We start from the raw sequence: 12,536 nt of genomic DNA, 5'->3' as shown, positions 1-12,536 counted from the left end.
TTTTTACTATGGAAATGCAACAATTCTATTACGATAACAAAGTCGTTAAGAAATTCCTTTATGCCACCCTGTTTTGGGGGCTTATTGGTATGATCGTGGGGCTCTTATTAGCTTTTCTATTCCTATTCCCTAATCTTACCGATGGCATATCATGGTTAAGTTTTGGAAGGTTGAGACCTTTACATACCAATGCGGTTATATTTGCATTTGTGGGTAATGCCATTTTTGCTGGGGTATATTATTCCTCGCAACGATTGCTAAAAGCCAGAATGTTCAGTGATGCCTTAAGTAATATTAACTTTTGGGGCTGGCAATTAATCATTGCTGCTGCGGCAATTACACTACCGTTGGGTTTTTCAACCTCCAAGGAATATGCTGAATTAGAGTGGCCTATTGATATTGCTATTGCATTTGTTTGGGTTGTTTTTGGGTGGAACCTTATCGGTACAATTTTAAGAAGAAGACAACGCCATTTATATGTAGCCATTTGGTTTTATATTGCCACTTTTGTTACGGTTGCCGTACTTCATATTTTTAACAGTTTAGAACTTCCTGTTAGCGCATTTAAAAGTTATTCGGTTTATGCAGGGGTTCAAGATGCTTTAGTACAATGGTGGTATGGACATAATGCCGTGGCGTTTTTCCTGACCACGCCGTTTTTAGGTCTGATGTACTATTTTGTACCTAAAGCAGCTAACCGACCTGTATATTCCTATAGGCTTTCCATAGTTCACTTCTGGTCGTTGATCTTTATTTATATTTGGGCAGGGCCGCATCACTTATTATATACTGCCCTACCAGAATGGGCACAAAATTTAGGTGTGGCATTCTCAGTCATGTTATTAATGCCTTCTTGGGGAGGGATGATCAACGGACTCTTAACCCTTCGTGGTGCTTGGGACAAGGTAAGAACAGATCCTGTTCTTAAATTTATGGTAGTTGCTATTACCGGTTATGGAATGGCCACGTTTGAAGGTCCGATGTTATCGCTCAAAAACGTAAATGCCATTGCGCATTATACAGACTGGATTATTGCCCACGTTCACGTAGGAGCTTTGGCGTGGAACGGATTCTTAGCTTTTGGAATGGTGTATTGGTTGATTCCTCGTTTGACCAAATCAAAGCTCTATTCTACTGGCATGGCCAATCTGCATTTCTGGATAGGAACATTGGGAATCATCATGTATGCCTTGCCATTATACGTTGCCGGTTTTACGCAAGCCAGTATGTGGAAACAATTCAATCCTGATGGTACTTTGGTTTACGGTAACTTCTTGGAAACCGTTACTGAAATTATGCCAATGTATTGGATGCGAGCAATCGGTGGTACCTTATACTTGACGGGAATGATTGTCATGATTTATAATATTGTTCAAACGGTTAGAAAGGGTAGCACAGTTACTGACGAGCTTGCAGAGGCCCCAGCACTACAACGCGTTTCTAAAGGCATGGTTGCTGGCGAACACTGGCACAGTTGGTTAGAGCGTAGACCTGTACAATTAACTATTGGAGCAACAATAGCTATACTTATTGGTGGGATTGTGCAAATTATTCCAACCATTATGATAGATTCCAACATTCCAACCATTACGAGTGTAAAACCATATACCCCGCTCGAACTTGAAGGTAGAGACCTTTATATTAGAGAAGGTTGTGTAGGCTGTCACTCTCAAATGATTAGACCATTTAGAGACGAAGTAGAGCGTTATGGTGAATTCTCCAAGGCTGGTGAATACGTGTACGACCATCCATTCTTATGGGGAAGTAAGCGTACAGGGCCAGACTTACACAGAATTGGCGGCAAATACTCTGACAGTTGGCACTTCAATCATATGTATGACCCACAGAGTACCTCATCCGGTTCTATTATGCCAGGTTATAAATGGCTGATCACTGATAAGTTGGATAAGTCGGTTACGGAGCGAAAAATGAGAACGATGATGACCTTGGGCGTGCCATATACTGAAGAAGACGTGGCAAATGCACAGCAAAGCATGACCGAACAAGGAATTGAAATTGAGGAGAACCTATACGGTGATCCGGCGTTTGCAGAGGCTTACGAAAAAGACAAAGAAAATGGTGGTGCTGATTTTGTTGAAATGCGTGACCGTGAAATTGTGGCCATTATCGCCTACTTACAGCGTCTCGGCACTGATATTAAAGTTAAAGATGTAGAAACAACACTAAACTAACCATTATGTTGAAATATATAAAAAATCACATGGATAGCATTTCTGGTATTGAAATATACCCAATGATTTCCTTGCTCATATTTTTCATTTTCTTCGTTGCTCTTTTTTGGTGGGTATTCACCGCCAAAAAAGAATATATCGATAGAATGAGCGACATTCCTTTAGACAACCAAAACGATACACAATTATGAGAAATTTAATTCCGTCTTATGTTAGGGTACCCGTAATATTCTTTATTATTTGGGGTATCATAGAACTATTTGTTGGGACACCGCACGAACCTGCATTTATGAACAATCCCATGGTTGTATTGTTCTTGGTACTGATATTACTTCTCATAATAGGTATTGAAGCGATAATTGCGGCTTTGGAGAATGTAATGTTTCAAAGTTTGGATGAAGCTGCTAAAGCCAGGTATCTGACAACTAAAACCTCCACACCAAAGATTGTGGAATGGGTCAAAAAAACCTACAAAAAAATGTTGGGATCCAAGCCTATTGAAAAGGAAGGTGAAATTATTCTCGACCACGACTATGATGGCATTAGGGAGTTGGACAACGATCTTCCGCCATGGTGGCGCTATGGTTTTTACGCCTCAATTGTATTCGCTGCAATCTATATGTTGCGTTACCATGTATTCAACGGTCCCACTCAATATGACGAGTTACATTCTACTTTAGAACTTGCTAAAATGGAGTTGGAGGAATATAAGAAAAACGCACCAGACCTGATTGATGCTGAGTCGGTAACCGTCATGACAGATCCTGCTGATTTAGCTAATGGAAAAGTCGTATATGACGCTTATTGCGTGGCCTGCCACATGCCAGATGGCGGTGGTGGAATTGGTCCAAACCTCACCGACGAATATTGGATATTGGGTGGTGGCATTAAGAATATTTTCCACACCGTAAGTGAAGGTGGACGTAGTGGAAAAGGAATGGTACCATGGAAATCCACTCTAAAACCCGTTGAAATGGCTCAGGTATCAAGTTATATTCTGACCTTCCAAGGTACAACACCTGCCAATCCAAAAGAGCCAGAGGGTGAGCTTTGGGTAGAAGAATAGATTAAAAGTATTCGGCTTTTTGTTTTGAAATGCTGATCATATCCTAAGGGATAAAATATAAAATATTGTGGAAACACCAGGGAACGAAAGTTTTAGAGATTCAATAGGCACACTTACTGAAGAAGGTAATCGAAAATGGGTATTTCCCAAAAAACCAAGCGGAAAATTTTACGATTACCGGAAGTGGGTGAGCTATATACTGTTAGCTTTCTTTTTATCAGCACCATTTATTAAAATCAACGGTAACCAGTTCTTAATGTTCAACATATTAGAACGCCGTTTTAATATTTTCGGATTTCCTTTTTGGCCACAAGACTTTCATCTTTTTGTCATTTCAATGTTAATTGGAGTGATTTTTATCGCCCTATTTACCGTGGCATTTGGTCGTATATTCTGTGGATGGATTTGCCCACAGACCATTTTTATGGAAATGGTATTTAGAAGAATTGAATATGCCATTGAGGGTGATAGGGGTGCACAGATGCGTCTGGACCGACAAGCATGGAATGCGGAAAAGATTAGAAAAAAAGGATTCAAGTGGTTTCTCTTCTTAACCATATCCTTCATCATTGCCAATGTGTTTTTGGCTTTTTTAATTGGCAGTGACAAATTGTTGGTTTATATAGCTGAAGGTCCTGTAGCGCACGCCAGCACTTTAGTTCCTTTGCTTATCTTTACGGGTGTCTTTTATTTTGTGTTTGCCTGGTTCAGAGAGCAAGTTTGTATTATCGCCTGTCCTTACGGCAGGTTACAAGGGGTTCTATTGGATAATAAATCCATCGTTGTGGCCTATGATCACAAACGGGGTGAAGGTGAAAATGGCAGAAAGAAATTCAGAAAAAACGAAGATCGGGAAGCGCTTGGTTTTGGAGACTGCATTGATTGTTTTCAATGTGTTAATGTTTGTCCAACGGGTATTGACATTAGAAACGGTACACAATTAGAATGTATCAATTGTACGGCATGTATTGACGAGTGTGATCATATTATGGAGAGTATCAATCTGCCAAAAGGCCTTATTAGATATGCCAGTGAAGAAAATATCGAAAAGAAAAAGAAATTTGAATTTACGCCACGTTTAAAAGGCTATTCTGCTGTTTTGGTAATTTTAACAGGCCTTCTTTTAGGGATGTTGCTTTTAAGAAATGATTTACAAGCGCGTGTCTTGAGGCTTCCTGGTCAATTGTACGAGCAAAAGGATAATAACATCATTAGTAATGTATTTACCTATAAACTGATCAATAAGACTACCAAGGAAATCCCAGAGGTTAATTTCAAATTGAGAGGTTATAATGGTGTTGTCAAGCTCGTTTCTGCTAAGGATGGTTTTAGCGTTCCAGAACAAGGTTTGGCCGAGGGCACGATGTTTATTGAAATTGACCAAAGTGAATTAAATTCGGATAAGAACAAAGTAATGATCGAGGTGTACAGTGGCGATGAATTGATTGAAACAACATCGGTTAACTTCTTAGGACCGCGAAGTTATAATTAGATTTCCGAAAAAGAATAATGCGGTAGTCTGCAAGGTTTGCCCACAAAAAATGGTAGCGCCTGTAGGTTTCCAAAACATATTAACAAGTTAAAAATGAAGATTCCTGCTTTTGCAGGCGTGTAGAGACTATGAAAATAAATTGGGGTACAGGAATTGTGTTGGCGTTTATATTTTTTATAAGCTTTATATTATATTTTGTCATTTCCATGACCGTCAACAAAAAATATGAACATGACTTGGTCGTTGAAAACTACTACAACCAAGAATTGGAGTTTGAAAATGACATGAGCAAACAGAAAAATGCGCAACTTCTTTCAGAAGATATTTCTTGGAAGCGCATTCCTGAAGGCCTTCTTTTAAGTTTTCCAAAAGATATGGAACCGTCGAAAATAACCGGAAGAGTGTTTCTATATAGACCATCTAATAAACAGCTGGACTTTGAAAAAGAAATTTCATTGTCTGAACATAATTTGCTCATACCTGACAAAAGTTTATTAGGTGGTCGTTGGAACATCAAAGTGGATTGGGCATATAACGACGATCTTTATTTATATAAAAAGGATATTGTCTATTAAATGCTCTGGTCTGCTGTCATACTTGGCCTTTTAGGAAGTTTTCATTGCGTGGGTATGTGCGGTCCAATCGCTTTTATGCTACCCGTTGATCGTGAAAATACCGGAAAAAAAGTCTTCCAGATATTTACCTATCACTTTGGACGAATATTAGCCTATAGCATCATAGGCCTCTTTTTTGGGTTGGTTGGTAAAAGTCTTTATATTTTTGGCTTACAACAGCAACTTTCCATATTTATCGGAATTTTAATGATCATTGTAGTCCTCCTACCCACCAGAGTTTTCAATAAGTACAATTTTTCAAAACCTATCTATAAGCTCATTTCTAAAGTAAAATCAGCTTTAGGTCAAGCATTTAAGAAAAAAACAGCAGACACGTTTCTGACAATCGGATTTCTCAATGGATTTCTCCCTTGCGGACTCGTCTATATGGCAGTGTTTGCTTCTTTGGCAATGGAAGGCGCTCTGAGAGGGAGTTTATATATGGCATTGTTTGGCATAGGCACCATCCCATTAATGACTACAGCTATTTATCTCGGTAAATTTTTAAATACCAAAGTGAAACAGCGCATTCAAAAAGCAATTCCAGTATTTGTGGTCATTATAGGGCTTTTATTTATTCTGCGAGGCATGGGATTAGGTATTCCTTACATCTCCCCTGCTCCAGTTGTAGACATGGTCCAAGGCACGATTGACTGTGATTAAAATTAATAGTAACATTTTAATACGGATATTTTTGTCCGAATTAAAATTTAATGTATATTTGTCTTAATAAAAAACCTTATATGTTTTCAAAAGCTTGCGAATACGGTATCAAAGCGTCTATTTATATAGCCTTGAATTCTTATGATGGCAATCGGGTCAGTTTAAAGGAAATTGCGAAGGAAATTGATTCTCCTGAGGCATTTACAGCTAAAATTCTCCAAGCCTTAGTAAGGGATAAAATAATCAATTCAGTAAAAGGTGCTTATGGGGGATTTGAAATTCCGAAGGAAGCCATTGCTTCCATTAAACTTTCTCAAATTGTAAACTCCATTGACGGCGACAGTATCTATCATGGCTGTGGCTTGGGACTTAACGTTTGTGATGAAAACCATCCTTGTCCGGTGCATGATCAATTTAAAACCATACGCAACGAATTAAAGATTATGTTAGAAAGCACCAATCTTGAGCAAATGGCTTTAGACATCAAGTCTGGAGCATCATTTTTAAAAATTTAAAAAAAATTTACATCTAAATAGGATAAATTTATCCGAAATAATAATTGTCTAATCAAAAAAACCCCAAAGATATCCTTGTGTTTAGAGGATGGGAAAAAATTTATGGAAACATTACATAGAGACGCACAGAAACAGATCGGTCAGTTTGTAGCTGACGATTTCAGAACCGCCGCAGTATTTTCAAACTATGGCATTGACTTTTGCTGTAAAGGCGATAGAACGGTTGAAGAAGTTTGTAAAAAAAACAATATCGAGGTTGAAGAACTACTGGGTAAACTTTTGGAAATTCAAATCTCAAACAATCAACAATCAATTGATTATCAATCATGGCCACTAGATTTATTGGCAGAATATATTGAAAAGAAGCACCATAGGTATGTTGAAGAAAAAACACCTGTATTACGTCAATTCTTAGATAAGCTTTGTAAAGTACACGGTAGGAGACATCCAGAATTATTAGAAATTACGACACTTTTTATTGGCTGCGCCAAAGAAATGGCTTCACATATGAAAAAAGAAGAGCTCATCCTCTTTCCATTTATAAAACGCATGGTGAAGGCCCAAATGGAAGGTACCAAAATTGATTCTCCACAATTTACTACCGTAGAGAATCCAATTGCCTTGATGAAACATGATCATGAGCTTGAAGGTGACCGCTTCAGAAAAATCGTAGAACTTACAAATAATTATACGCCACCAGCTGATGCCTGTAACACCTATAGAGTCACTTTTGCCATGCTGGATGAATTTGAAAAAGATTTACACCTGCACATCCATTTAGAAAATAATATTTTGTTCCCTAAAGCAATCGCGCTGGAGCAAACTCTCAATTAGTTTTGGTTTTAATTGTTGATGAAACACTTCCGTTTCGTTTCTTGACCTGTAGAGGGTATTTGCACGTTTCTTTGAGGGAAAACCAAATGCCATTATAAAAGAAACGATAGGAAGTGTTTTTTTTTAGAGCTTCCTTTATTTACAAAACATTTTGAGAAATAACCAAAGAATTCTACTTTGCAAATTCTTTATTGGTCACAAAAAATCCTATTATAGTGGATTCATTTATTCAATAATGAAAACCTCTTAAATGCAAAAAAAACTTGTTATTGTATGTCTCATCAACTTCTTGGTAGCTGCCATAATGGGATTGATGTTACGGTATGTTTTTGTACTTCCACTTCATGACATCGTAAAACCGCTACCTTTTGAATTTAGGAGCCTCATGCACGCTCATTCGCATGGCGCTATGTTGGGTTGGGTCTATCTCATGTTATACGTGCTGATAGTCCATCATTTTATTCCAGATAAAAAGCCGGTTTATAATCGCTTATTTTGGCTCACCGAGATTGCCGTGATTGGTATGATGGTCAGTTTCCCGTTTCAAGGCTACGCTGCAATTTCCATTAGTTTTTCAACCTTGCATATTATCTGTAGCTATTTATTTATCCGATTGATCTGGAAAAACCATAAAATACAGTCAAAACCCATACAGTTACTACTGAAAGGCTCATTAATATTTATGTTTATTTCCACCATGGGTATTTGGTGCTTAGGACCAGCTGCTGCAAAACTGGGGATTGAATCGGCATTTTTTCAAATAGCCATTCAGTTTTTCTTGCACTTTCAATTCAATGGTTGGTTCATGTTTGCTGTTTTAGCGCTTTTTCTACATCAATTTCATCTGAAAAACAGCAAAGTCTTTCAGCGTTTTTTTAAAACATTGGTTGCCGCTACTGTTTTGACATTTGCTTTACCCGTAAGTTGGTATGCCTTCCACCCCCTGCTCTTATGGATTAATGGTCTTGGGGTCTTATTACAGTTAGTAACCGGGTATTATTTTATCTTATTACTTCGTCCATACTGGTCAGAATTCTGGACCAAAACCCCGAAATTGGCCAAATGGATGTATGTTCTGGCACTCATCTCATTTATTATTAAAATTGCTTTGCAAACAAGCTCCATCGTTCCTACAATTTCTAAAATGGCCTATCAATATCATAATTTCGTCATTGGTTTTATCCATTTGATGATGTTAGGGGTCATTTCCGGATTTTTGTTTGCATTCCTTTTGAATTCTTCAATAGTTTCGATTAAACGGAAGACCCTGACTTTTGGGGTCTATTGTTTTATCATCGGATTCATCACTACAGAGGTTTTATTACTTATTCAGGGTCTTTTTTACTATTTTGCCCTTGGGATGATTCCTAATTATTATTTACTGCTTTTTGTGAGCAGTATATTCTTGCCTTTGGGCATTTTAATTTTCACCTTAAATATTTTAAAAAATGAAACCAAAACCATTAAAACGACATAAAGCACTTCAACCTTTTAGTAGAGAACACCATCATGGATTATTGCTGTCATGGAAGATTAGAACTGGATTCAGTAAGAACATCGAAATAGAGCGTATTAAAACCTACGCCGATTGGTTTTTCGAGAATGAATTAATTCCACATTTTGAGCTTGAAGAAGCTCATATCTTTCCGCTTTTAGACGCTGACCATGAGTTGATCAAACGGGCCTTAGCTGAGCACCGGCGACTAAAACGTCTTTTCAACGACGAAAAGGATATTGAAAAATCCTTACACAAAATTGAAGAAGAACTTGAACAGCACATCCGCTTTGAAGAACGCATTCTTTTCCCTGAGATACAAAAAACCGCTACTGAAGCCCAGTTAGCCCTCATTGCAGAAGTGCATCATGATGAAGGCTTTGTGGATAATGTGTCGGATGAATTTTGGATTTAAGCTAATAGATGATATAAGATAAATTTATATAAAAGTTTCGGCCTTGTCGTGGAATACTGTTCCAGTCGGCATAAGTTGAATAATTAGTATCCATAATATTTTCGATACCGTATTTCAAGACCATCTTATTGTCATTAAGATTAAATTCATGACCTAAATTTAAGTTTAAAATAGCGTACGCTGGTGTTTCATCTTCGCCATAAAAACTGCTATATCGGGTTTGGTTTCCATTACCTTCCAATTGTAGGGCAGCGTTAAATTTTGGAATGGAGTAGTTTACTTCCGCCAAATATGAGAAAGGTTTTATCAAAGGTAAGTTCTCACCATTACTACCACTTCCATAATTGTAACCCACGGTTCCGTTTACTGAAAATGAATTTGAAAACTTGTAAGATGAATTCAAGTACACATTAAATATTTTAGCATTTGAAAGTGCGTCGTATATTCTGACCCCATCAGCTCCAATGGTCATTGGACTCAAGCTTCCATCAATACGGCCAATGATATAATCCATGACATAAAAATAAGAAGCGTCCAATCCTAAATGAAAATTATTCTCATGGTAATTCGTCGAAAAATTGGCTTCAATCGACTTTTCATTTTTTAAGGTCGGATTGCCTATATAATCATAATTATCAAAACTATTGAATAGGAAAAATCCGTAGCCTTCACTTACTGATGGCGCTCTTTCACCATAACCAGCACCAAAAGACATATCATAATGCTTTCTTTTAACTTGGTAATTCGTGGAAAAACTGGTGAGCACTCTATTTTTGGTAGCCTCAATTTCTGGATAAAATATCTGAAGACTTTCCAAGCCAGTTTTTTTGGCAATTTCATTTTGATGAAATCCGATTCTTAAGGCGGCTGATAGCGAATTATGATCATTTATTGCATACGTATCCTTAACGTAAATGCCTGAATATAAGGTTCTAATATCTGGCCATGTGTACATAAACATTGCCGATTGGTTAGGGTCATTGGGATACATAGTCATTTCTGCCAAGGAGCGGTTATAGAACCCATTAAGGTTGACCTCAAGGGCATGTTTATCTATATTTGTCTTGGCTTTACTATAAAAGCCATAAGTATCACTCCATCCCGGCATATCCATTCGAATAGGCACAACAGGACGTTTGGAATCGTCCATAATATGCGTGATGGTGTTATAATACAGTTTAGACTCCAAAGACTGAATAAAGGTAGAATCATTTTCGAACTTATGCGTGACCGAAGTAATCAGTGCCTCGGCAAGCGAAACGTCCATAGTCAATGCAGGATAACCAACATCCGTGGCTTTGTCATAAATAATAGCGGTCTCTAATGTGTGATTCTCATTTAATTGAAAGCCACTTTGCAGCGACACATTATATTTTTGAAATTGCGAATACAAAACTTCCTCACTATTGCCTGCATCGTAATTGTCTGACCTACGATAGATGCCATCAGCGTTTAGGTAGAACTTCTTACCGGAATATTCAAGATCTACACCACCCGTTCTATAACTGCCATTGGTTTCGTAACCTAAATCAACACTTGATTTTAAACCTGACTCGTGAAATTTAGAATTTGGTAATTTCAAATCGATTCCGCCACCAATAGTATGCCCGTTTTCAGATCCTGATTGGCCTGAGCCAATACTTACTTTCTGCAAATTGGAAACGTCAACGTAAGACGTTATGGGGTCCATTTTATCGGTACACGCCCCAAAAATTTGCATGCCATCAATCGTGACATTTAACCGCTCGCTATTCATATTGTTCATAGCAGGTTCCCAAGCGTAATTGCCGCGCTTGATCATGGTAATTTTATTTGATTTTTCTAAATAATCATCAATACTCGATAAGGTTTTTTCTTGACGATGATGGCTTAATTTACGTCTACCAACCAAGGTGATTTCATCTAATTTGGTGGTATCTTTTTTAGTGTCGTGCGGTTCCTGAGCGAACATCAATCCGCCACAGAACACGCCAATGACAACTGCTATGAGTTTTTTCATAATAGTAGAGTTTATAAAAACTATCCTTTCTTTCAGGTTGAGCGCAGCCGAAACCACATTGAATTTATAACCATTCTCAATCTGAAAGAAGAAGTGAATAGATAGCTTTGTAGAATTTATTAAATTAGGACGATTTAAAATTCAAGTTCCAGATACAGAGAACTTTTCGGATGTTCTTCGGTGACGTTTTCACCTTTCAAAACCTCATCAGAATCGTTTAATAACTTGAGATTAAGCACCCAATAGCCGGTCATGGTTAAGGATAAATTTCCCTCATATAATTTGGTTGCCAAATTATAGGTCAAGTCGGTATTGTTGGGCGAACTGTGATTGCCCATGCCTGGCATACGCGGATCCAAGGTTATTTTATAATCTGCAACAACAGGAAATGACATCATGGTTTCCATCTCAAACAAAGCCAATTGCAACTTGTTAATCGCTATTTTTGGGGATCTTGGCTCTATCATAGCAATGATATAGCGTTTATCATCGGCACCCATAAAACTGGTCACGTTTTGGTACTCGCTTTGCAACACGGTTATATCTGAAGTAATTGAATAATTAATGCCATCTATGGCATAATCAATTGCTAATGACCATCCTGATCCGTCAAGATTTGCCATTTGGTAAATAATATACCCCTCATAAAGTGTTTTCGTACCCAACGATTTAGAAATATCAGATTTTGGAGCTGAGTGTTTCATTGTAGGCATTTGCATTACAGGCATCCAAGATAAAGAGGCGTTTTCAACATAATTATCGGTGGCATTGTCCTTGATTCTGATGGTTATGGCATTATATCCAGTTTCAAATTTACCAGTAGCATTGAACAATTCTATAGTATGTGTAGCATTGGTCAATTCCTTTATTTTTTTAAGATTTTCAACCTCGTTGATGATGAGGTCTGAATTATCGTCATCAGTAGAACATGACATTGTAATTAAGGTGACAAAAAGAATAGGGATGATATATTTTAGTTTCATTTTTTTGAATATTAAGTTCCGTTAGTGCTCGATAAAGACTTGATTGCAAGCAACTTGTAATCACAAGGTGGTTCTATTAATATTGCCCAATCAGTTCCCGTAGAAACAGGTTACAAATCAAAGATGTTAATTAAAAAAACACATAACATTCTTTGTTTACAAGGGTATATTAACGTTTTACCATACTCATCAGACAGTAAGGATAAAGTTTGAAATAGTTTTGAAGACTCCTGCTCGCTTGTCAAAAGCAAGCCAGAAAAGGTAAAAA

Annotated in this window: 12 protein-coding genes; 10 read left to right on the top strand and 2 right to left on the bottom strand. The window is 37.5% G+C overall.

Features of this window, described 5'->3' with window-relative positions; genetic code table 11:
* Positions 1–8 precede the first annotated feature (8 nt).
* The 10 genes from ccoN (at position 9) to H3Z82_RS00675 (ending at position 9,286) form a co-directional block, all read left to right on the top strand.
* The gene (ccoN, locus tag H3Z82_RS00720; RefSeq protein WP_182201960.1) at positions 9–2,192 is read left to right on the top strand and encodes a cytochrome-c oxidase, cbb3-type subunit I; all 2,184 of its coding nucleotides are present in this window, start codon (positions 9–11) and stop codon (positions 2,190–2,192) included.
* Positions 2,193–2,197: 5 nt separating this feature from the next.
* The gene (locus H3Z82_RS00715; protein ID WP_182201959.1) at positions 2,198–2,383 is read left to right on the top strand and encodes a CcoQ/FixQ family Cbb3-type cytochrome c oxidase assembly chaperone; all 186 of its coding nucleotides are present in this window, start codon (positions 2,198–2,200) and stop codon (positions 2,381–2,383) included.
* Complete coding sequence (locus H3Z82_RS00710; protein WP_182201958.1) at positions 2,380–3,258, top strand: cbb3-type cytochrome c oxidase N-terminal domain-containing protein; 879 nt, start codon at positions 2,380–2,382, stop codon at positions 3,256–3,258. The genes H3Z82_RS00715 and H3Z82_RS00710 overlap by 4 nt, the downstream gene beginning before the upstream one ends.
* Before the next feature lie 67 nt (positions 3,259–3,325).
* Positions 3,326–4,750 (top strand): cytochrome c oxidase accessory protein CcoG, encoded by a 1,425-nt coding sequence (gene ccoG, locus H3Z82_RS00705; protein ID WP_182201957.1) that lies wholly within the window; start codon positions 3,326–3,328, stop codon positions 4,748–4,750.
* 128 nt (positions 4,751–4,878) lie between these two features.
* Complete coding sequence (locus tag H3Z82_RS00700) at positions 4,879–5,325, top strand: FixH family protein (protein ID WP_182201956.1); 447 nt, start codon at positions 4,879–4,881, stop codon at positions 5,323–5,325.
* Positions 5,326–6,027: a sulfite exporter TauE/SafE family protein gene (locus H3Z82_RS00695; protein WP_182201955.1), complete on the top strand. Its 702-nt coding sequence runs from the start codon at positions 5,326–5,328 to the stop codon at positions 6,025–6,027.
* Between the two features lie 80 nt (positions 6,028–6,107).
* Positions 6,108–6,542 carry an RrF2 family transcriptional regulator gene (locus H3Z82_RS00690; RefSeq protein ID WP_182201954.1) on the top strand — a complete coding sequence of 145 codons (435 nt, stop codon included), beginning with the start codon at positions 6,108–6,110 and terminating at the stop codon, positions 6,540–6,542.
* 102 nt (positions 6,543–6,644) lie between these two features.
* On the top strand, positions 6,645–7,376 hold the full coding sequence (gene ric / locus H3Z82_RS00685) for an iron-sulfur cluster repair di-iron protein (protein WP_182201953.1): 732 nt from the start codon (positions 6,645–6,647) through the stop codon (positions 7,374–7,376).
* A gap of 250 nt (positions 7,377–7,626) precedes the next feature.
* On the top strand, positions 7,627–8,853 hold the full coding sequence (locus tag H3Z82_RS00680; RefSeq protein WP_182201952.1) for a hypothetical protein: 1,227 nt from the start codon (positions 7,627–7,629) through the stop codon (positions 8,851–8,853).
* Entirely contained in the window at positions 8,825–9,286 is a 462-nt protein-coding gene (locus tag H3Z82_RS00675; RefSeq protein ID WP_182201951.1) for a hemerythrin domain-containing protein, read from the top strand. Before H3Z82_RS00680 ends, H3Z82_RS00675 begins: the two co-directional genes overlap by 29 nt.
* 1 nt (position 9,287) lies before the next feature.
* Here H3Z82_RS00675 and H3Z82_RS00670 read toward each other — a convergent pair whose 3' ends face one another.
* Positions 9,288–11,285, bottom strand: coding sequence for a TonB-copper family protein (locus H3Z82_RS00670; RefSeq protein ID WP_182201950.1), 1,998 nt, complete (start codon positions 11,283–11,285; stop codon positions 9,288–9,290).
* Between the two features lie 134 nt (positions 11,286–11,419).
* Positions 11,420–12,268, bottom strand: coding sequence for a hypothetical protein (locus H3Z82_RS00665; RefSeq protein WP_182201949.1), 849 nt, complete (start codon positions 12,266–12,268; stop codon positions 11,420–11,422).
* Between the last annotated feature and the right edge of the window lie 268 nt (positions 12,269–12,536).

Origin of the sequence: Gelidibacter maritimus (assembly GCF_014062315.1) — a bacterium.
Classification (GTDB): Bacteria; Bacteroidota; Bacteroidia; order Flavobacteriales; family Flavobacteriaceae; genus Gelidibacter; species Gelidibacter maritimus.
The sequence above is the reverse complement of the archived record's forward strand: the minus strand, read 5'-3'. Positions and strand labels throughout refer to the sequence as shown.